Source organism: Candidatus Microbacterium phytovorans, from assembly GCA_029202445.1.
Lineage (GTDB): Bacteria > Actinomycetota > Actinomycetes > Actinomycetales > Microbacteriaceae > Microbacterium > Microbacterium phytovorans.
This window is the reverse complement of record CP119321.1, coordinates 404,386-425,009: the sequence shown is the minus strand read 5'-3', so window position 1 is coordinate 425,009 and position 20,624 is coordinate 404,386. Positions and strand designations below refer to the sequence as shown.

General features: G+C 69.9%; 20 protein-coding genes. 8 read left to right on the top strand and 12 right to left on the bottom strand.

The window, feature by feature from the left end; all coding sequences use genetic code 11:
- The first annotated feature begins 96 nt into the window (after positions 1-96).
- Both P0Y48_01975 and P0Y48_01970 read left to right on the top strand, forming a co-directional pair.
- A complete protein-coding gene (locus P0Y48_01975; GenBank protein WEK14003.1) occupies positions 97-1,368 on the top strand; it encodes an ATP-binding protein in 1,272 nt (423 codons plus the stop codon).
- Positions 1,365-2,048 (top strand): response regulator, encoded by a 684-nt coding sequence (locus tag P0Y48_01970; GenBank protein WEK14002.1) that lies wholly within the window; start codon positions 1,365-1,367, stop codon positions 2,046-2,048. The genes P0Y48_01975 and P0Y48_01970 overlap by 4 nt, the downstream gene beginning before the upstream one ends.
- Before the next feature lie 18 nt (positions 2,049-2,066).
- Here P0Y48_01970 and P0Y48_01965 read toward each other — a convergent pair whose 3' ends face one another.
- Positions 2,067-3,425, bottom strand: a complete 1,359-nt coding sequence (locus P0Y48_01965; GenBank protein WEK14001.1) for a glucose-6-phosphate dehydrogenase — start codon at positions 3,423-3,425, stop codon at positions 2,067-2,069.
- A 51-nt stretch (positions 3,426-3,476) separates the two neighbouring features.
- Here P0Y48_01965 and P0Y48_01960 point away from each other — a divergent pair, with 51 nt between their 5' ends.
- Both P0Y48_01960 and P0Y48_01955 read left to right on the top strand, forming a co-directional pair.
- On the top strand, positions 3,477-5,291 hold the full coding sequence (locus tag P0Y48_01960) for a glycoside hydrolase family 15 protein (GenBank protein ID WEK14000.1): 1,815 nt from the start codon (positions 3,477-3,479) through the stop codon (positions 5,289-5,291).
- Between the two features lie 26 nt (positions 5,292-5,317).
- Positions 5,318-6,046 (top strand): gamma-glutamyl-gamma-aminobutyrate hydrolase family protein, encoded by a 729-nt coding sequence (locus P0Y48_01955; GenBank protein WEK13999.1) that lies wholly within the window; start codon positions 5,318-5,320, stop codon positions 6,044-6,046.
- An 11-nt stretch (positions 6,047-6,057) separates the two neighbouring features.
- Here the strand turns inward: P0Y48_01955 and P0Y48_01950 are convergent, their stop codons facing one another.
- A complete protein-coding gene (locus P0Y48_01950; GenBank protein ID WEK13998.1) occupies positions 6,058-6,702 on the bottom strand; it encodes an NAD(P)H-dependent oxidoreductase in 645 nt (214 codons plus the stop codon).
- Positions 6,699-7,895 (bottom strand): LLM class flavin-dependent oxidoreductase, encoded by a 1,197-nt coding sequence (locus P0Y48_01945; GenBank protein ID WEK14985.1) that lies wholly within the window; start codon positions 7,893-7,895, stop codon positions 6,699-6,701. The genes P0Y48_01950 and P0Y48_01945 overlap by 4 nt, the downstream gene beginning before the upstream one ends.
- Before the next feature lie 187 nt (positions 7,896-8,082).
- Here P0Y48_01945 and P0Y48_01940 point away from each other — a divergent pair, with 187 nt between their 5' ends.
- Positions 8,083-9,093, top strand: a complete 1,011-nt coding sequence (locus tag P0Y48_01940) for a 2-oxoglutarate and iron-dependent oxygenase domain-containing protein (protein WEK13997.1) — start codon at positions 8,083-8,085, stop codon at positions 9,091-9,093.
- Between the two features lie 96 nt (positions 9,094-9,189).
- On the opposite strand, the gene rpsO is transcribed toward P0Y48_01940, so the two are convergent.
- Positions 9,190-9,459 carry a 30S ribosomal protein S15 gene (gene rpsO / locus P0Y48_01935; GenBank protein WEK13996.1) on the bottom strand — a complete coding sequence of 90 codons (270 nt, stop codon included), beginning with the start codon at positions 9,457-9,459 and terminating at the stop codon, positions 9,190-9,192.
- 171 nt (positions 9,460-9,630) lie between these two features.
- Here rpsO and P0Y48_01930 point away from each other — a divergent pair, with 171 nt between their 5' ends.
- Entirely contained in the window at positions 9,631-10,938 is a 1,308-nt protein-coding gene (locus P0Y48_01930; GenBank protein WEK14984.1) for an MFS transporter, read from the top strand.
- A gap of 48 nt (positions 10,939-10,986) precedes the next feature.
- On the opposite strand, the gene P0Y48_01925 is transcribed toward P0Y48_01930, so the two are convergent.
- From P0Y48_01925 to P0Y48_01910, 4 genes are all read right to left on the bottom strand, one after another.
- Positions 10,987-12,549, bottom strand: coding sequence for a M15 family metallopeptidase (locus P0Y48_01925; GenBank protein ID WEK13995.1), 1,563 nt, complete (start codon positions 12,547-12,549; stop codon positions 10,987-10,989).
- 103 nt (positions 12,550-12,652) lie between these two features.
- Entirely contained in the window at positions 12,653-13,216 is a 564-nt protein-coding gene (locus P0Y48_01920; GenBank protein WEK13994.1) for a YceI family protein, read from the bottom strand.
- Between the two features lie 337 nt (positions 13,217-13,553).
- On the bottom strand, positions 13,554-13,922 hold the full coding sequence (locus P0Y48_01915) for an FKBP-type peptidyl-prolyl cis-trans isomerase (protein WEK13993.1): 369 nt from the start codon (positions 13,920-13,922) through the stop codon (positions 13,554-13,556).
- Positions 13,923-14,129: 207 nt separating this feature from the next.
- Positions 14,130-15,296, bottom strand: a complete 1,167-nt coding sequence (locus P0Y48_01910) for a PrsW family intramembrane metalloprotease (protein ID WEK13992.1) — start codon at positions 15,294-15,296, stop codon at positions 14,130-14,132.
- Between the two features lie 105 nt (positions 15,297-15,401).
- Here P0Y48_01910 and P0Y48_01905 point away from each other — a divergent pair, with 105 nt between their 5' ends.
- A complete protein-coding gene (locus P0Y48_01905) occupies positions 15,402-16,268 on the top strand; it encodes a fumarylacetoacetate hydrolase family protein (GenBank protein ID WEK13991.1) in 867 nt (288 codons plus the stop codon).
- Between the two features lie 61 nt (positions 16,269-16,329).
- On the opposite strand, the gene P0Y48_01900 is transcribed toward P0Y48_01905, so the two are convergent.
- From P0Y48_01900 to P0Y48_01885, 4 genes are all read right to left on the bottom strand, one after another.
- The gene (locus tag P0Y48_01900) at positions 16,330-16,746 is read right to left on the bottom strand and encodes a DUF4190 domain-containing protein (GenBank protein ID WEK13990.1); all 417 of its coding nucleotides are present in this window, start codon (positions 16,744-16,746) and stop codon (positions 16,330-16,332) included.
- Between the two features lie 79 nt (positions 16,747-16,825).
- A complete protein-coding gene (locus P0Y48_01895; GenBank protein ID WEK13989.1) occupies positions 16,826-18,283 on the bottom strand; it encodes an aspartate ammonia-lyase in 1,458 nt (485 codons plus the stop codon).
- Positions 18,284-18,404: 121 nt separating this feature from the next.
- The gene (locus P0Y48_01890; GenBank protein WEK13988.1) at positions 18,405-19,382 is read right to left on the bottom strand and encodes an aldo/keto reductase; all 978 of its coding nucleotides are present in this window, start codon (positions 19,380-19,382) and stop codon (positions 18,405-18,407) included.
- Complete coding sequence (locus P0Y48_01885) at positions 19,379-19,762, bottom strand: MerR family transcriptional regulator (GenBank protein ID WEK13987.1); 384 nt, start codon at positions 19,760-19,762, stop codon at positions 19,379-19,381. Before P0Y48_01885 ends, P0Y48_01890 begins: the two co-directional genes overlap by 4 nt.
- 71 nt (positions 19,763-19,833) lie before the next feature.
- Between P0Y48_01885 and P0Y48_01880 the strand changes: the two genes are divergently transcribed.
- Positions 19,834-20,604 carry a siderophore-interacting protein gene (locus tag P0Y48_01880; protein WEK13986.1) on the top strand — a complete coding sequence of 257 codons (771 nt, stop codon included), beginning with the start codon at positions 19,834-19,836 and terminating at the stop codon, positions 20,602-20,604.
- The last annotated feature ends 20 nt before the right edge of the window (positions 20,605-20,624 follow it).

Here is a 20,624-nt window from a genome sequence, read left to right as displayed (position 1 = left end):
AAGTCGCCGACGGTGGCGCTGACTTCAGATTCGGCGCCATTCCCGTCCCCGTCGATTTGTGGTCGTATTGGTCGCGAGGTTTCGGAAAGGACCGTGATGAGACGGAGCGAAGGGCGCAGCGCCGCGTCGCGCGTGTTCCTCGCCCTCTCGGCGGCGGTCATCGTCACCGCGCTCCTCACCTCCGGGCTCCTGCTCCTGGAGGGCCAGCGCAGCGGCCGCGCGGAGGCCGAGCGTGTCACGCGTGCCGTCGCGCAGACGCTCGCCGACTCCCCCGACGTACGCGAGGCGCTGACGGACGCCGCCGACGGGGTGGATGCGACGGCCCTTCTCCAGCCGGTGGCGACCGCGGTCGTCGCCGACGCGCCGGTCGACTTCGTCACGATCATGGATGCCGACGGCATCCGGGTCACCCACCCCGACGCTGATGAGATCGGTCGGCCGTACCTCGGGACCGTCCCCGGGTCGCCTCGCCCGCTCACGGAGGAGTTCACCGGAACGCTCGGCCCGTCGCTTCGGACGATCGTGCCCGTGCAGTCCGCGGGCCGTCTCGTGGGCTGGGTGGCCGTCGGAGTCACCGTCGAGACGGTTTCGGCCGCGCTAGTTCCCCGGCTGCTCGCCGCGCTCGGCATCGGCGCCGCGCTCGTCGTGGCCGGTGTCGCCGGGGCGCTGTTCGCGCGCCGCTTCACGCGCCGGGTCGCCGGGGACCTGCCCGCCGGTCAGATCCGCGACACGCTTGCCGCGGCCGAGTCGATGCGAACGCTCGGGGAGGCCCTGCGCGCGCAGACGCACGAGCACGGCAATCGCCTGCACGCGGCCGTCGCGCTGCTGGAGCTCGGACGCACCGACGAGGCGATCGAGCTCCTGTCGGAATCGGCGCAGCGCAGTCAGACGCTCGTCGACCAGGTGACGGCGCGCACCGACGGCGACCCGACGGTGGCGGCGCTGCTGCTGGGGAAGACCTCGCAGGCTGCCGAGCGAGGCGTCGAGCTCATCGTCGACCTCGATCCGGGCGCTCCCTCGTCCCTCCTGTCCCCCATCGACCAGGTCGCCCTCGTCGGCAACCTCCTCGACAACGCCCTCGATGCCGCCGCCGGGGGCGCGGAGCCGCGGTGGGTGCGGGTGCGGGTGACGCGTACGTCGGAGTCCGAGCTGCTGCTGGAGGTCGCCGACAGCGGCCCCGGCGTCCCCTCCACGCTGCGCGAGCGCGTCTTCGAACGCGGCTTCTCGACCAAGCCAGCCGGCGCGGAAGGTCGCGGCGTCGGTCTCGCCCTGGCGCGATCGGTCGTGGACGACATCGGCGGCTCATTGACGCTCGTGGACGGCCCGCCCACCACCTTCCGCATCGTGCTCCCGACGGAGGCGTCATGATCTCGGTGCTGCTCGTGGACGACGAGGCTCTGACCCTCGAACTGCACCGCGACTACATCGCCCGGCTCGAAGGCTTCACGGTCGTCGCGGAGTGCACGGGCGCCCACGCGGCCATCGAGGCCGTGCTGTCGCGTCCCGATCTGGACCTCGTCCTGCTCGACATGACGATGCCCGACGGCAGCGGGCTCGACGTGCTGCGCCACGTCCGTGCACGCGGCAGCGCCGTGGACGTCATCGCCGTGACCGGAGTGAGGGATGCCGACGCGGTCCGCCAGACGGTGGGGCTCGGTGTCGTGCAGTACCTCGTCAAACCGGTGACCTTCGCGGTGTTCGCGGACCGCCTCGCGCAGTATCGCACCTACCACCGCCGCACGCAGGAGTCGTCTGGCCCGTCGACACAGGAGGAGATCGACGCGTTGCTCTCCGCCTCGCGGGCGACGGGAGCCGTTCGAGTCCCGTCGCTGCCCAAGGGGCTCGCCGCGCACACGCTCGAGCGCGTGACGGCCGCCGTCCGCGAGGCGCGCGCCGTCTCTGCCAAGGAACTCGCGGAGCGGCTCGGGATGTCACGCGTCGCCGCGCGGCGCTATCTGGAGCACCTCGTGCAGGTGGAGCGGCTCGAACGGATCGCGCGCTACGGCGGCCAGGGCCGTCCGGAGACTGAGTACCGCTGGCGGTCCTGAGCCTTCGGGGGGCAGGCCTCAGGCCTCAGGCCAGTCCGCGGGACCGTGCGAACCCGCGGCATACTCCTGTAGCGGGACGGCCCCCGCGCGCCACGCCTCCTGCACGGGTGCGATGATGCGCCAGCACTCGACGGCGGCGTCTCCGCGCACGGACAGCGTCGCATCGCCGTCGAGGATCGCGCCGAGCACTTCCGTGTAACTACGCTCCGCACCCGAGCCGAGCTCGGCGGCCAGCGTCGCCCGATGGAGGCGGAAGGGGTCGCCCTCACCGTTCACATTGAGGACGCACTCCATGCGGTCGGGGCCGAGCCAGAAGCGCAGCAGGCCGCCCTCCTCGTCACCGGTGAATCCTCGCGGGAGGTGCCGCACCGGCCGGAAGTGAAGATCGATCCGCATCTGCGCGTCGCCGAGCGCCTTGCCCGATCGCAGCGTAAAAGGCACTCCGCTCCACCGTGCGGTGTCGACGGCGCACACGATCTCCGCGAGGGTCTCGGTCTCACGGTGAGGGTCCACGCCCTTCTCGTCCGCGTAGTCCGGCACCTGGCGTCCGGATATCGTCCCCGCGGTGTAGCGGGCGCGGCGGGAAGATGCGACCGGGTCGTCGCCCCACACCCTCGTCGCACGGAGCGCCGCCGCCGTCGCGGACCGGAAGTCGGCTTCATCGAGGGTTGCGGGAGGCTCCATCGCGACGACGGCGAGCACCTGGAGCAGGTGGCTCTGGATCATGTCCTCCAGCGCGCCGGCGCGATCGTAGTAGCCGGCGCGGCCCTCCAGCGCCAGGGTCTCGTCGAAGACGATCGAGACCGCGGCGACGTTGTCGGCCGACCACACCGGCTCGATGATCCGGTTGGCGAAGCGCACCCCGAGGACGTTCAGAACAGTCGATCTGCCGAGGAAGTGGTCCACGCGGAAGATCTGCTCCTCCGGCACCAGGCCGCGCAGCACCGCGTTCAGCTCGCCGGCGCTGTGAGCATCCGAGCCGAAGGGCTTCTCGAGCGCGAGGATGCAGCCGGCCGGCAGGTCCTCGGGGTGGAGGGCGCGGCACGCTGCCGCGGTTACCGCTGGCGGAACCGCGAAGTAGAGCACCACAGGTCCGGCACCGGCGGCCTCGATGATCGCCCGCATGCCATCACGGTCGGTCGCGTCGGCCGTGACGAAGGGACCCACCTGGAACCGGTCCGCGGGCAGCTCCCGCCCGACCGCCGCATGCACCGCCGTGGCCCACCGCGCGTCGTCCCAGGGCGACTGCCCCGCCCCCACGACGCGAACCCGACGGTCCTCCTGGGCGGCGATGAGGTCGCCCAGTGCGGGAAGGAGCAGGCGCGAGGCGAGATCGCCGCCGCCTCCGATGATGACGAGAGTGGTGTCCGAGGCCATGTTCGCCACCCTAGACGCGCGATCGGTGGCCGACGCTGGGAGACTCGTATGATGAGCTCCCCCATCGAGGACTACGCCCTGCTGAGCAACTGCCGCACCGCCGCCCTGGTCGCGCGCGACGGCTCGATCGACTGGCTGTGCCTGCCGCGGTTCGATGCGGCGTCGGTGTTCGGGGCGCTCCTGGGCGACGACGATCACGGGAGCTGGCGGTTGCGGCCCAGCGATCCCGCCGCGGTCGCGGAGCGCCGCTACGAAGGCGACACCTTCACGCTCGTCACTCGGTGGACGACCGCCTCGGGGGTCGCGGAGGTCCGCGACATCCTCCCGGTGGACACCCGCCGCCTCGACACGGTCCACCGGATGGACCTCGTCCGCCGCGTCGTGGGTGTCGAGGGGTCCGTCGAGTTCGCCCAGCAGTTGCGATTGCGTTTGGACTACGCCCGCGCGCTGCCGTGGGTCCGTCGGGTCGGAGCCGGCGACGAGATCCGCGCGATCGCTGGGCCCGACGCGCTGCGTTTCACCGGCGCCCCGGTCACCGCGACCGATCACGCCCACACCGGAGGGTTCACCGTCGACGCCGGCGACCGCCGGGACCTCGTGCTCACGTGGCACCCGTCGCACCACGAGCCGCCCGCGGTGCTCGACGTCGATGAAGCGATCTCCCACACCGAGGACTGGTGGCAGCGCTGGTCCGACCGTATCGAGGCCGACGGCGTCCATCGCGACGCCGTCGTGCGCTCGCTGCTGCTGCTGCGCGCCCTGACCCACCGCGACACCGGCGGCATCGTGGCGGCCGCCACGACCTCGCTGCCGGAGGACTTCGGCGGGGAGCGGAACTGGGACTACCGCTACGTGTGGCTGCGCGACGCCGCCCTCACTCTCGAGGCCCTCATCGCGCACGGTTTCCTCGGGGTCGTGGAGCATTGGCGGGCGTGGCTGCTGCGCGCGATCGCGGGCGATCCCGAGCAGATGCAGATCATGTACGGGATCGCCGGCGAGCGCGATCTCGCCGAGCGCACCCTCACGAGCCTGCCCGGCTACGCGGACTCCCGACCCGTCAGGATCGGCAATGAGGCAGCCGGGCAGTATCAGGCGGACGTCATCGGCGAGGTCATGGTCGCCCTCCACGCCGGCCGCGAGGCGGGGCTCGAAGAGTCCGCATTCTCGTGGTCGCTCGAGCGCGCGCTGCTGCGCAATGTCGAGGCGCACCTGCCCGAGCCCGACCACGGCATCTGGGAGATCCGCGGTGAACCGCGAATGTTCACCCATTCCCGCGTCATGATCTGGGCAGCTTTCGACCGAGGCGTCCGCGCCGTCCGCTCGTTCGGCCTCGATGGCCCCGTGGAGCACTGGGAACGCCTTCGAGACCGCATGCGGGAGGAGATCGAGTCGCAGGGCATCGGCGCCCACGGCGGCTTCACTCAGTCGTACGGCACCGACGATGTCGACGCCGCGCTGCTGCAGCTCCCCATGGTGGGCTTCTGTGCGGCGGATGATCCGCGGATGCTCGCCACGGTCGCCGTCATCGAGAAGACCCTGGTCCACGAGGGCCTCGTGCACCGCTACCGCACGGCGACCGGGGTGGACGGGCTGAGCGGCGACGAGCATCCGTTCCTCGCCTGCAGCTTCTGGCTCGCCGAGCAATACGCGGCGTCGGGACGACTCGCCGATGCGGAGCGTCTGCTCGACAGGCTGTGCGCGCTGCGCAACGACGTCGGCATGCTCAGCGAGGAGTACGACCCGGTGGGAGAGCGTCACGTCGGCAACACCCCGCAGGCGCTGTCTCATCTGGCGCTGGTGCGCACCGTCGATGCGATCACCCGTGCACGCGAGGAGGCCTCGATCCGCCCCTCCGCAGACGAGTGATCCGCCGCGTGTCCGACAATGGAGGCATGACTCTTCCGCGCATCGCGATGCCCGCCCGCCTGTCCGACGCCGAGGGCGCCGATGCGCGTGTCGGTCTGGCCAACGCGATCTTCGACGACGTCGCCGAGCTCGTGCGGGCGGAAGACCTCGACGTGGTCGTCGTGCGGACGGCCGACCTCGCGGGATTCGACGGCCTCGTCCTCCCCGGCGGAGGCGACGTCGACCCGGTTCGTTACGGCGGCGACCCGGCAGCGCCGGTCTACGACGTCAACCCCGCTCAGGACGCCCTCGACCTCGACATCCTCGCGGCGGCCGTGGAGCGCGGCATCCCCGTGCTCGGCGTCTGCCGAGGCCTCCAGGTCGTGAACGTGGCGTTCGGCGGCACCTTGATCGAAGACCTTCCCGCCTCCGACGTACGCCACACCGCCGCCTCCGACGGATGCGGCGGGCTCGCGTGGGCATGGCACGACGTCGACGTGACGGCGGACAGCCGGCTGCACGACGTTGTCGGCGCGACGCGGATCCGCGTCGCATCGGGCCACCACCAGGCGATCGACCGACTCGGGACCGGGCTCGTCGCCACCGCCGTGGCCGAGGACGGCATCGTGGAAGCGGTGGAGCACAGCGACGCCCCCGTCCTCGCGGTGCAGTGGCATCCCGAGGCCGAGGGCACGCCGGCCGCGCTGGCGTCCGCGCCGTTCGCGGCGTTCGCCGATCTCGTGCACGCGCGCCGGGCGGCACCCGCGATCGGCTGAGCGGCGTCCGGCTACTCCCCCGCGAGGCCGCCGAGCAGGTGACCGAACGAGCGGCCCTCGCCGAGATAGCTGTCCGGATCGAAGGGATCGGATGCCGTAGCCGGCTCGCGGCGCGCGACCGCTTCGGCGAGTTCGCGCGCGCCGCGTTCGACGCGCGCGCTCAGCGGTGCGACCTCGTCGGCTGCCGCTCCCCAGTCGCTCGACGCGGCGAACACGCCCGTCGAGACGGGCTCTGCGTGCAGGTAGGTGAACAGGGGGCGGATCGCGTAGTCGATCGCGAGCGAGTGTCGTGCGGTCCCCGCGTTGGCCCCGATGAGCACGGGCGTGCCGGTCAGCGCATCGGGGTCGAGCACGTCGATGAACGACTTGAACAACCCGGAGTAGCTCGTCGAGAAGATCGGCGTGACGGCGATCACGGCGTCTGCCGAGACCACCGCGTTGATGGCCGATTCCAGCGCCGCCGGCGCGAACCCGGTCAGCAGGTTGTTCGCGATATCGTGCGCGTAGTCGCGCAGCTCGATCGTGTCGACCGTCGCCTCGATGCCCCGCGCGGCGAGTTCGGCAACGGTGGCGGCGGCGAGCCGGTCGGCGAGCATGCGGGTCGAGGAAGGATTCGACAGCCCTGCCGAGATGACGGAGATCCTGCGTGCGCTCATCGTCCTGCCCCCAGACCGAAGGCGGCGCCGGCCGGAGCCGGGGTGTCCTGGTAGGGCGAGGGTCCGCTGAGGTTGTCGCCGCGGTTGGCGCGCGGTCGCGCCTCGCGCACCGGGCCGTCACCGTACTCGGCGAGCACGCGAGCGGCGTGGGTCGGAGCGTCGGGCACCGTGGTCGGGCGGTTCTCGGCGAACTCGCGGCGCAAGACGGGGACGACCTCGCCGCCGAGGAAGTCGAGCTGCTCGAGCACGGTCTTCAGCGGCAGGCCGGCGTGGTCGACGAGGAACAACTGACGCTGGTAGTCGCCGAACAGCTCACGCATCCCGGCGTAGCGGTCGATGACCTGCTGCGGCGAACCCACGGTGAGCGGCGTCATCTCGGAGAAGTCCTCCAGCGAGGGCCCGTGGCCGTAGACGGGTGCGTTGTCGAAGTAGGGACGGAACTGCGACACGGCATCCTGCGAGTTCTTCGCCATGAACGCCTGGCCGCCGAGGCCGACGATGGCCGTTTCCGGACCGCCGTGGCCGTAGTGCTCCCAACGCTGACGGTAGAGGGCGATGAGGCGCTGGTAGTGCTCAGCCGGCCAGAAGATGTTGTTCGCGAAGAAGCCGTCGCCGTAGTAGGCGGCCTGCTCGGCGATCTCGGGCGTGCGGATCGATCCGTGCCACACGAAGGGCGCGATGCCGTCGAGGGGCCGCGGGGTGGAGGTGAAGCCCTGCAGGGAGGAGCGGAACTTGCCTTCCCAGTCGACGACGTCCTCACGCCAGAGCTTGTGCAGGAGGGCGTAGTTCTCGATCGACAGCGGGAGTCCCTGGCGGATGTCCTTGCCGAACCAGGGGTAGACGGGGCCGGTGTTGCCGCGGCCGAGCATGAGGTCCATGCGACCACCCGAGAGGTGCTGCAGCATGGCGTAGTCTTCGGCGATCTTGACCGGGTCGTTCGTCGTGATGAGGGTCGTCGCGGTCGACAACACGAGCCGCTCGGTCTGTGCGGCGATGTAGGCGAGGGTCGTGGTGGGAGAGCTCGACCAGAAGGGCGGGTTGTGGTGCTCGCCGAGGGCGAAGACGTCCAGTCCCACCTCTTCGGCGTGCTTCGCGATCTCCACCGTCGCGGCGATCCGCTCGCCCTCGCTCGGTGTGTGGCCCGTGGTCGGGTCCTGGGTGATGTCGCTGACGGTGAAGATGCCGAACTGCATCCCCGGCCAGGTGGTGGTGGTCTCGCTCACGGTTTCTTCCGCTTCCTGGATGCCCGCGGCATCCGATCCATGCAAGTGAATGTATCTCGTACAACGTGGCCACGTCCAGGTTATTCCCGGCCGTGCGGGGCGGTAACGAACGGCAACAACCGCGTCGCCGGAATGCGCGGCTGCCTATCCTCGGGGGATGCCGGAGCTGAACCTGCCTGTCCTCGACCTGTCCCTCCTGACGCAGGGGCCTGAGGCCGCCGCCCGCTTCCGCGACGATCTGCGTCGCGCCACACACGACGTCGGGTTCTTCTACCTCGTCGGCACCGACATTCCCGCCGGGCTCGAAAGCCGGCTGCACGAGACCGCGCGCGCCTTCTTCGCGCTGTCCGAGGCGGACAAGCTCGCGATCGAGAATGTCGGCAGCCCGCACTTCCGCGGATACACCCGCATCGGCGGCGAGCGCACGCAGGGAGCGATCGACTGGCGCGAGCAGATCGACATCGGGCCCGAACGGGATGCCGTGGACGACCCCGCCGCGCCAGACTTCGCCCGACTCATCGGGCCCAACCTGTGGCCGGCGGCCCTTCCCGAGCTGCGCGACGTCACCGACCGGTGGCAGACCCACCTCACCGGCGTCGCACGCCGGCTGCTACGTGCGTGGGCGCTCGCCCTCGGAGCCGAAGAGAGCTACTTCGACCAGCACTTCGGAGAACCCTCGACGCTGCTCAAGATCGTCCGGTACCCCGGCACCGACGCTCCCGAGCCGCAGCAGGGCGTGGGCGCGCACAAGGACTCGGGAGTCCTCACGCTCCTGTGGGTGGAACCGGGCAAGAGCGGCCTGCAGGTCGAGCGCGACGGAGCGTGGGTCGATGCACCGCCCGTGCCGGGGGCGTTCGTCGTCAACATCGGGGAGATGCTCGAATACGCCACCCGCGGGTATCTTCTCGCCACGAACCACCGCGTCGTCTCGCCGCGCCTTCCCGACGACCGAATCTCGGTGCCGTTCTTCTTCAACCCGGCGCTGGACAGCCGACTCCCCCTCATCGACCTACCCGGCGAGCTCGCGGCTCAGGCGCGCGGGGTCACCCAAGACCCGTCGAACCCGATCCACGCCCTCTATGGCGAGAACGCGCTCAAGTCGCGCCTGCGGGCCCACCCCGACGTCGCGGAGCGGTGGCACGCCGACCTCCTCGTCGCGCGGGCCTGACCGGCATCCGCTCGGTGCGGGAATGACGAAGGCCGCCCCACACCTGGGGCGGCCTTCTCAAGAATGTTCTGCGCGATTGAACGCTGCTCGCAATGCTTAGCGGCGGAGTCCGAGACGCTCGATCAGCGAACGGTATCGCGTGATGTCGATGTCCTGGAGGTAGCCGAGCAGACGACGACGCTGACCGACGAGCAGGAACAGCCCACGACGCGAGTGGTGGTCGTGCTTGTGCTCCTTGAGGTGCTCGGTGAGGTCCTTGATGCGCTGCGTCAGCATCGCGACCTGCACCTCGGGGGATCCGGTGTCACCGGGGTGCGTCGCGTACTCTTCGATGATCGCCTTCTTGACGTCTGCTTCCAGTGCCATAGTTGATCCCCTCTCTCTTCGTTGCGCGGCGCCCGACGCCTGATGCGTGGGCTCTCTTTATCCGCGGCCGATCGAACGGCAACCTGACGAGTCTACCAGCGATTAGGCTCGATCCGTGCCGTCTCCCCGCCCCTCCGCGACCGACCGCTCCCCCGTCGACGCGCGGCGATGATGGCCCGATTGACCCGGGACTCCTTCCTCGACCTGCGCCCGTTCCGCCACAGCCCCGCGTTCGCTCGAATGTGGATCGGGTCGACCCTCGCGGGACTCGGCGGACAGCTCACGGTGGTCGCCGTCATGCTGCACATGTTCGCCCTCATGGGCTCGACCTTCGCGGTCGCGATGATCGCGGTCGCGGGTCTGCTCCCGATGGTCGTGGCGGGGCTGTACGGCGGCATGCTCGCCGATGCGTTCGATCGGCGCCGCGTCGCGCTGGTCGCCGCGTCGGTGACCTTCGCCTCCACGCTCGTACTGGCCGTCCTCGCCTGGTCGGCGCAGGAGACCGTGTGGTGGCTGTACGCGCTCAGCATCATCAACTCGGCGGCGAACTCCATCGTGATGGCGGCGCGGCAGTCGATCGTGCCGCGCCTGCTCCCCCGCGAGCTGCTGCCGGCGGCATCGGCGCTGGGCGGCATCACCATGGGGATCATGGTCATGGGCGGGCCGGCCCTGGCCGGCGTGCTCGTCGCCTTCACCGGCTACGCCTGGACCTACTCGATCGACGTCGTGCTCATGCTGGCGAACTTCCTCGGGTTGTGGACGCTGCCGGCGATCCTCCCCGAGGGGACGGTCATGCGCCCGGGGTGGGCATCGCTGAGGGACGGCTGGCGGTTCCTGCGTCGAGCCTCGAACATCCGACTGCAATTCCTGCTCGATGTCATCGCGATGACGTTCGGGCAGCCGATCGCGCTCTTTCCCGCACTGGGCACGGTCGTGCTCGGCGGCGGGGCGATCACGACGGGGCTGCTCACCGCGTCGATCGCCGCGGGCGCATTCCTTTCCAGCGTGTTCTCCGGGCCGGTGGGACGCGTGCGGCATCAGGGCCTCGGCATCCAGCGAGCGATCACCGCCTACGGGGTATCGATCGCCCTGTTCGGGATCGCCGTCCTCGCCGGATCGCTGGGGCTGTTCGCGCCGACACCCGTCGACGCCTCCCACGCCAACATCGCGGTGATCGCCTTCGCGATGGTCGCTCTGGCGGGAGCGGGAGCGGCGGACAACGTGAGCTCGATCTTCCGGAACACGATGGTGCAGGCGGCCGTGCCGGATGCCATCCGCGGCCGACTCCAGGGGATCTTCATCGTCGTCGTCGCCGGCGGACCGCGGCTCGGATCGCTGTACGCGGGATCGCTCGCGACGATCGCGGCTCTGTGGTTCCCGCCGCTGCTGGGCGGCATCCTCATCGTCGTCCTCGTGGGCGTGCTCGTGCGACTCAGCCCTCGGTTCCGCGCCTACGACGCGCTCGAGCCGGCGCCCTGACGCCGGCGCCCCGACGCCCGGCGCCGTGGCGCTACGGGCCGTCGGCGCTCAGTAGCGCGACGGGACGCCCAGGTACTCGTCGAGCGTGAGCGCGTTTTTGTAGAGGTGCGTCGCGACCTCGACTCCGACGTGGCGCAGATGCCACGGCTCGTACGAGTAGCCGGTGAAGGAGGTCTTGCCCTTCGGATACCGCACGATGAAGCCGTAGCGGTGCGCGTTCTTGGCGACCCATCTGCCCGCGCGGGAGTCGCCCCACGCCTGCGAGATGGAGTTGACGTCGATGGCGAGCCCCGTCTGGTGCTCGCTGTGACCCGGACGTGCCGAACGCTTCTCCGCCATCTCGAAGCCGTACTGACGGATCTTCGAGGCGTAGACCGACTTCTGCGACGCGTAGGAACGGAACCCGGAGATGATCCAGAGGGAGACGCCGTCTCGCGCCGCCGCCGCACGCATCTTCGAGAACGCCGAAGTGAGTTCGGGTCGGAGCCCGTTGCCGAAGGTCGACGGCAACGGGAGCGACTTGTTCACGATCAGGAGGTCGCGGATGTACATCGGTTTGCTCGGGGAGACGGTGCGCACCGTCGGAGACCCGGCAGCCTTCCACTGCGCGCGGGTGACGGGTGTGAGGTAACCCCGTGAGCGGTGGTAGATCGTGGTGCCGATGGACAGACGCACGAACGAGTCGCCCGGGACACGGGGGCGCACCTCGGCCTTCGGCTTGCCGATCTTGGCGTACTGGGCGGACGTCAGACGCACGACCTGGTCGACGGAGCGGTCGCCCTTCTTGTGCGGCCAGGTCATGAGCGCGTGCACCGGACTGTACGACGTCTTGACGTAGACGGTGGGTGCGATCGCGACGCGCGGCCGACCGGCCGCAGCGTATTGCGTCGACGACACCGCACGCTTGGTCCCGCTCGAGGAGACGAAGTAGATGTTTGACGACCACCTTGCGCGGTAGTACCCGCCGTAGACGATCTTCAGCGCGGGAGCCCCTGCGGCACGGTACTGCGAGGCAGTGAGCTTGTGTCGAATCCCGTCGGGAGTGCGAACGTAGCGGTCGGTGGAACTCGATGCGTATCGCGAGTACGTCGAGGTCGGTACGTGCGGGACCGTCGACACACGCGGCGCACCGGCCGCGCGGTACTGCGTCGCGGTGAGGGTGCGCACGCGATCGACCTTCGTGTCGCCGGCGCGCTGCGGGAAGACGATGAGCGCGTAGCGCGAGTCGGACCACGACGTCTTGACGAACCGCACCGGGGCGGGCTTCTTGGCGACACCGGTGGCCTTCCACGCGGCCTGCGAGATCTCCTTGACCGTGCCGTTGGTCCACGACTGGTAGACGGTCGTCGTCCACGGGAGCGAGTAATAGCCGTACACGGTCGGCGCCGGAGCGGGCGTCGGTGTCGGGCTCGGGGTCGCTGTGGGCGTCGGCGTCGGCGTCGGCGTCGGCCAGTTCGTCGGGGCCGGACTCTCGTCGGGAGCGATGGTCTCCGTCACGCTCGGCGACGGTACGGGTTCGCCCTCGTCGGCGGCGGCGGGCGGGACCAGCGAGAGCGCGACGACCAGCGCCGTGCCGACGGCGAGAAGGCGCCCGCGAACGGTCGTCGTCATGATGGTGCTCCCCAGACTGTGGCGTCAGACTACACGACGGCCTGGTCGGGCAAGGAAAACGGGGTGGATGCCGGTTGGCATCCACCCCGTTTCAGGTCTGATGTCAGGCCTGGAGCGACCCCTGCAGGTCGAGCGTGATGGTGACGTCCTTGCCCACGAGCACGCCGCCGGTCTCGAGCGCGGCGTTCCACGTCAGGCCGAAGTCCTCGCGGTCGATGACCGTCTTCGCGGTCGCGCCCGCCTTGTAGTTGCCCCACGGGTCGGTGCCGAAGCCGCCGAACTCGAGCTCGAACGTCGCGGGCTTCGTGGTGCCGCGGATCGTCAGATCGCCGTCGACGAGGAAATCGCCGCCCTCGTAGCGCACGCCGGTGGAGACGAAGTCGAGCGTCGGGTAGTTCTCCGTGTCGAAGAAGTCGCCGGAGCGGAGGTGGTTGTCACGCCCCTCGTCCTTCGTGTCGATGGACGCGACGTCCACCGACGCCTCGACGCGAGCCTCGAGCGGGTTCTCGGGAGCGACGATCGTGGCGTTCTTCAGGCCGAAGGAGCCGCGCACCTTCGAGATCATCATGTGGCGGACGCTGAACGAGACCTCGCTGTGGGCGGGGTCGAGCACCCAGGTGCCCGTCTTGTATCCGGGAATCTCGATCGTGGCGGTGGAGTCGGTCATGTCATTCCTTCGTGTCGGTCGCCGCTCTGTGCGGCAGGCATGACTGGTCCAACAGCAGGCGTGAACGAATCTATTCCCATGCATGCAAAACTTTGTGGCGCGTTCCCCGCGGGGGCGCCTGAGCGGCGCGTGTTCGCGGTCCCGCGTGCGCGAATCGCGGAGATGTACCCGATCGCGGATCCCGTATGCCCGAGGCATCCGCGATTCTGAACATCTCCGCGATTCTGCACACACCGCGATCTGCGCGACCGGGATCCGCACGCCCACGATTCGCACGGGCGGGAAAAGCAGGAGGGGCGGATGCCGTGGCATCCGCCCCTCCTCGGGTACGCGTGACTCAGCCGACAGCGAGGAGGTCGATGATGAACACGAGGGTCTTGCCGCCGAGGAAGTGGCCGCCAGCGGGACCGTAGGCCAGGTGGGGCGGGATGACGAGCTCGCGGCGCCCGCCGACCTTCATGCCCGGGATGCCGTCCTGCCAGCCCTGGATGAGGCCGCGCAGCGGGAACTGGATGCTCTCGCCGCGACCCCACGACGAGTCGAACTCCTCACCGGAGTCGTACTCGACACCGGCGTAGTGGACGGTCACGGTGTCGCCGGGCTTCGCCTCGGCGCCCTCGCCCACGATGAGGTCGCGGATGACGAGGTCGGAGGGAGCGGGGCCCTCGGGCGCATCGAACTCGGGCTTGGTGCGGTCGTCAGTCATGCGTCCATCCAAGCACGTCGGCGCGTGTCACGCCGCCCCACCGGCCTCGCCAGCGGGTCCCTTGACAGCGCCGCGAGGGCGTGGGGACAATGGGAGAAGACCAACTCAGCGCTCGGTAGACACGCAGGCATCGCCGCGGCACCGGGCGCTGAGTCTGTGTGGGGCACCCCGCGGTGGCTCGTCGAAGCGACGCAGCCGAGGGGCCGCTCAGGGCGTGAGGAGTCGGGACCGCGCCGCGATCGTGCGAGCCAGGTACACCCGCTCGTCGTCGGCAGCGGCGGCATCCCTTCCCGTGAGCGCTCGCTGACGCGCGGCGGCGAGCGCGGTCGCCTCGGCGATGAAGTCCGCCATGAGTGCACGGCGGTCGCCCGGAAGGGTCCGTGCCCAGGCCAGCGCGTGACGACGGCCCCGCCCCGTCGCGAGCATCTCCACCTCTCCCGCACTGAACCATCCCGCGGCCGCGTACTCGCCCAGGCGCGCCCGGGTGAGGCGCGCCTCCTCCCGTCGCAGCAGGAGCACCCCGGCGACGAAGGCGAGGAAGAGCGGAATCTGAAGGGTCACGTACAGCGCGAAGAAGTCGGCGAAGACGGCCGAGCCGTTCCAGATCGCGTGGAGGACGATCGCCCCGATGAGCCCGAGTGCCCACGGACCGAGAGCTGCGGATGTCGTCGCGCCGTCGCGTGCGGCCCGCCCGAGAGCGTAACCGGTGACGGCGGTGAACATGACGTGCGCGAAGGGCGAGAGGATGCCGCGGAGCACGAACGTGAAGGTGACCTCCGTCACGCCGCCCTCGATGAGGCTGGTGGCGAAGTAGAGGATGTTCTCGGTGAACGCGAACCCCGCCCCGACGAGCGCGCCGTAGACGACGCCGTCGACGGGACCGTCGAAGGCACGTCGACCGAAGATGAAGATGAGGAGCACGCCGATGCCCTTGGCTACCTCTTCGACGACGGGCGCCTGCACGACCGAAGAGAACGCGTCGCCCACGTTCGGGTCGACGACGATCATCGCCGGAGAGAGCGCGAGGTCGACCAGAAGCGAGAGCGCAACGGCCGCGACAGCGCCCCAGGCGACCGCGGCGATCACGAGCCCCCGCGGTTCGGGTTCCCACCGGTCGACGATGCGGACGGCCAGGAGTACGCCCGCCAGGGGGATCAGCGCGAGCACGCCGCCGATCGCCGGCGCGGCGACCCCGAGGAAGGAGACCACGTAGGCGACGAGGCCGAGAGCGAGCACGACCAGCAGCGCGAAGAGCCACACCGGTGCCGTGCGTCCCCGGCGAACCGGCACCGGAAGGGCCGGGGCGGATGCCGTCGAGGCGACGGCCGCGGGCGCTCCGTGCGGAGGCTGGGCGAACGGCGACGGGTGGGCCATGCCCTCAGCCTAGGGTCGGCGGCCGGCGCGCGAACGAACCGGATCGGACGACGGGCCGGAGCGCCCCCTCCCCCGGTCGGGAGAACCGCCGGGTAGCCTGGGGGGATGCGCTTCGCCCACGTGACCTCGGCCGCGTCCGACGATCCGCGGCTGGCCGTCGTCGAAGACGGTCGTGCCCTCCCCGTCGCGGCACTGTTCGACGGTGCGCCCGACGATCTCCAGACCCTCATCGAGGGCGGCCCCGGACTGCTCGAGCGCGTGCGGGCAGCCACCGCGGGCGCGACCGGGTGGATGCCGCTCGACGACCTCGGATTCGCCACGGCGGTCAGTCGGCCCCCCGTCGTCCTCGCGGTGGGGCTGAACTACGCGGCGCACTCGAGCGAACTGGGCCTGAAGGCCGACAAGGCCCCCACGGTGTTCGTCCTGTGGCCTGGCTCGCTCACCGGCCACGACGCGACCACCAGCTGGCCTCGATCCCTCAGCGAATCGGTCGACTACGAGGCGGAGCTCGGCGTCGTCATCGGCTCCCCCGCGAAAGACGTCGCCGAAGCCGACGCGCTCTCGTACGTGTGGGGCTACACGGTGGTCAACGACATCACCGCGCGTGACATCCAGTTCTCGGAGGCGCAGTGGTCGCGCTGCAAGTCGTTCGACGGCTTCACGCCCACGGGTCCTGTCGTCGTGACAGCCGACGAGATCGACGATCCGCAAGACCTCCACATCTGGGCGGTGGTCGACGGTCAGACGGTCCAGGATGCCACGACCGGTCAGATGATCCGGTCGGTGGCGACGCTGGTCTCGCACCTCTCGCAGTCCGCGACGCTCCTTCCGGGCACCCTCATCTCGACGGGGAGTCCCGGCGGAGCGGGATACTCGCGGGATCCTCAGATCTTCCTCCGCGACCGTTCGACGGTCACGGTCGGCATCGACGGCATCGGTTCCCTGACCACGCACTGCCGCATCCTCGGCTGAACCGGCGGACGAACGACGACGGGGGCGGTGCCACGCGGCACCGCCCCCGTCGTGCGAAGGCTCAGTAGCCGCTCGTGACCTGGCTGCAGGGCACCTCGACGCCCCAGAGCGTGACGACGGCCGACGGATCTGCCGCGCACGTCGCCGCCGCCGAGAACGTGGGAAGCAGGAAGGCGAAGAATAGGATCGCGCCGACGATCATCAGCACGACGCTGATGATGATGGCGGCCAGGGCGAAGCCGTTGCTGCGGCCGGCCTTGCGGCTCTGGACGAGCGCGACGATGCCGAGGATCAGCGCGAGCAGCTGGAAGAAGAACGACAGCACGAAGGCGATGATGCCCATCGTCTTGCCGGGAACGGGTCCTGCCGGTGTGGCTGCCGGTCCGCCGGCGTTGTACGCGGGCGCTGCCGGCGGTGCGGCCGGGTAGGCAGGGGTCTCGTAGGCCGGCGGCTGCTGCGGGTTCTGCGGGTCGGTCATGCGGATCTCCTCACGTGGCCGGACGTCCCGGCATGGTGACGTTATCGGCATCCGCCCGCCGGAGCAAAGGGCCGCGCCGTCAGCCGCCCACCACGTTCTCAGCCGGCTGGATGACCGGGATCGCCTGCGTGATCGCTTCGAGACCCGAAAGGCGCGCCGGGGAGAGTTGCTTGTCGACCTCTTCCCGAGACATCAGCCCGGCCTCCACGACGAGGTCCCCCACGTTGCGGTGCGTCAGCAGCGCCGTCTTGGCCAGAGCCGCGGACGCCGCGTATCCGATGAACGGCGTCAACGCGGTGACGACCCCCACCGACGCCCCCACCATGGCGCCGAGGCGGTCACGATTGGCCGTGATGCCGTCGACGCAGTTGATGCGCAGCGTGCGCATGCCGCGACGCATCCAGGTGATCGACTGGAAGATCGAGTGCGCGATCACCGGCTCGAACGCATTCAGCTGCAGCTGCCCGCCCTCGACGGCCATCGTGACGGTGAGGTCGGCACCGGCGACGGCGAACGCCACCTGGTTGACGACCTCCGGCACGACCGGGTTCACTTTGCCGGGCATGATGCTCGATCCGGCTTGGCGTGCGGGGAGGTTGATCTCCCCGAGACCGGCCTGCGGGCCCGACGAGAGCAGCCGCAGGTCATTGCAGATCTTCGAGAGCTTGATCGCGTTGCGCTTGAGCGACGAGGAGAACGACATGAACGAGCCGGTGTCGCTCGTGGCCTCCACGAGATCGTCCGCGGTGGCGAGGTCGAGACCCGTGATCTCGCGCAGGTGCCGCAGGACAGCGGATGCATAGCCCGGGTGGGTCGTGATCCCCGTGCCGATGGCCGTGGCCCCCATGTTGATCTCGTACAGCAGGTAGGCGTTCTCGGTGAGTCGCTGGTGGTCGTAGCCGAGCGTCGTCGCGAACCCGTGGAACTCCTGCCCCAGCGTCATCGGTACGGCATCCTGCAGCTGGGTGCGACCGATCTTGAGGATGTCGTGGAACTCGACCGCCTTCGCGAGGAACGACTCTCGCAGGAGGTCCAGCTCCTCGAGGAGGGTGAGGAGATCCAGGCTGAGGCCGATCTTCACCGCGGTGGGGTACACGTCGTTGGTGGACTGGCTGCGGTTGGTGTGGTCGATCGGCGACAGGTAGGCGTAGTCGCCCTTCTCCCGGCCCGCCATCTCGAGGGCCACGTTGGTGATGACCTCGTTCGCGTTCATGTTGGTCGACGTGCCGGCGCCGCCCTGGATGACTCCCACGACGAACTGATCGTGGAACTCGCCGTCGATGACCCGTTGCGCCGCGCGGTCGATGAGGTCGGCACGCTCCGGATCGAGCACCCCGATCTCGAGGTTGGCCCGTGCGGAGGCCTGCTTGACCATCGCGAGCGCCTTCACCAGGTCTTTGTAGACCGAGATCGGGCGCTGGGAGATCGGGAAATTCTCGAGGGCCCTCGCGGTGTGGATGCCCCAGTAGGCATCTGCGGGGATCTCGAGAGATCCGAGGGAGTCGGATTCGGTGCGCGTCGTTGCGTCCAGAGCCATGTGTGGAGTCCTTGTGGGTCTCGGTGGGGGTCGGCGGATCGCCATCGAGCCTAGCCCGACGCGCGGAAGGCGACGATGTACGCGGTGTACATCGTCGCCTTCCACGTGTACGACGCGGCGCTCAGCGGTTGAGTGGCGACATATCGGCGTAGCGGTCGCCCACCGGCGCGTCCAGGGCCCCGAGCCGCGCCAGCTGCTCCGGCGACAGCACGAGCGCGTCCGCTCCGACGTTCTCCTCGAGCCTTTCCACACGGCGCGTGCCGGGGATCGGAGCGATGTCGTCGCCCTGCGCGAGCAGCCACGCCAGGGCCACCTGCGCGGGCGTCGCGTCCACCTCCGCCGCGACGGCCTCCACCTCGGCGACGAGCTGGAGATTCTGCGCGAGGGCGTCGGCGGCGAACCTCGGGTTCGAGCGGCGGAAGTCACCCTCGGCGAGCTGGTCGGCGGAGCGGATCGTTCCCGTGAGGAACCCACGCCCGAGCGGTGAGTAGGGAACGAAGGTGATGCCGAGCTCGCGCAGGGCCGGCAGGAGCTCCGTCTCGGGGTCGCGGCTCCACAGGGAGTACTCGGTCTGCACGGCCGTCACGGGGTGCACGGCGTGCGCGCGGCGGATCGTCGATACCGCCGCCTCCGACAACCCATAACCGCGGATCTTCCCCTCCTGCACGAGCTCGGCGAGCGCCCCCACCGTGTCTTCGATCGGAGTCGCGGGGTCCATCCGGTGCTGGTAGTACAGGTCGATGTGGTCCGTGCCGAGACGGCGAAGCGAGCCCTCGACGGAGAGCCGGACGTTGGCGGGTGACCCGTCGAGACCGTTCACGTCACCGGCCGTGTGGCGGATCGTTCCGAACTTCGTCGCGATGACCGCGTCGTCCCGCCGTCCGGCGAGCGCGCGCCCCAGCAGTTCCTCGTTCGCGTACGGCCCGTAGATCTCCGCCGTGTCGAGGAAGTTGACGCCGAGCTCCAACGCGCGGTGGATCGTCCGCACGCCTCCCTCGTCGTCTTCGCCGGCTCCCGCGTAGAAGGCGCTGATGCCCATCAGCCCGAGGCCCAACCGACCGATGTGGGGACCGTCCTGTCCCAACCGGATGTTCTTCATGCGTTCTCCTCCTTCTGCCGATACACGGCGATCTTGTAGTCGATGGCGGCGAGGCTCGCCGTGAACTCCTCGAGCTGCGCGAGCACCCCGATGCGATGGCGCAGCAGGAGCTCCCGCCGTTCGTCGACCGTGTCCTCCCCCGCACGCACAAGCTCGGTGTAAGCCCGCACGGTGGCGATCGGCATCCCGGTCGAGCGCAGGCGCGTGAGGAACTGCACCCACGCGATGTCTGCATCGCTGTAGCGGCGGTGGGTCGACGATGCGCGGTCTACGGGCGAGAGCATGAGCCCGGCCCGTTCGTAGTAGCGCAGGGTGTGCGTCGACAGTCCCGTCGCGGCGGCGGCATCCGAGATCGAGAGTCCTTCGCGGATCATGGTCATGACGCCACGCTAGAACTTCGAGTGCACTCGAAGTCAACCCCACCCCCTCGCGGCCCGGCTAGCGTGGAAGGATGCCACTCGCCTCGCGTACCGCCCCCCGCCCGCCCCGCCCGGTCCTCACGCTCGAGGTCGTGGCCGCGCACCGGCTGACCCCCCACCTGGCGCGAGTGACCCTCGGTGGCGACGCCTTCTCCCAGTTCGAGGATCGTCCCGAGACCGACAAGTACGTCAAGCTCCGCTTCACCTCCCCCGACGGGATGCCGGTGACGCGCACCTACACGGTGCGCCGCGTGGATCACGCCGCCCGCACGCTCGACATCGACTTCGTCCTCCACGGTGACGAGGGACTCGCCGGACCATGGGCCGCCCGGGCCGTTCCCGGCCAGACGATCGATCTGATCGGCCCCGGCGGAGGCTACGCGCCGCGAGCGGATGCCGATGCCCACCTGCTCCTCGGCGACCTGGCCGCCGTCCCGGCGATCGCCGCGGCGTTGGAGGCCCTTCCCGCGGACGCCGTCGGGCACGTCCTCATCGAGATCGACGCGGCAGACGCCGAGTTCCCGCTGGCCGCGCCCGCCGGCGTGACGGTCACGTGGGTCATCGACCCGACGCACGACGTCGACCTGCTGGCATCCCGCCTGCGCGCCTTGGACTGGCCGGAAGGCGACGTGCAGGTCTTCGCGCACGGCGAGCGGGAGTCGATGAAGGCGCTGCGCCGCGTGCTGTTCGACGAGCGCGGCCTCGACCGGGCGCAGGTGTCGCTGTCGGGCTACTGGGCACGGGGGCGCACGGAGGACCGCTTCCAGGCGGAGAAGCGCGAGCCGATCGGTCGGATTCTCTGAGACGCCTCACGCCCCAGACC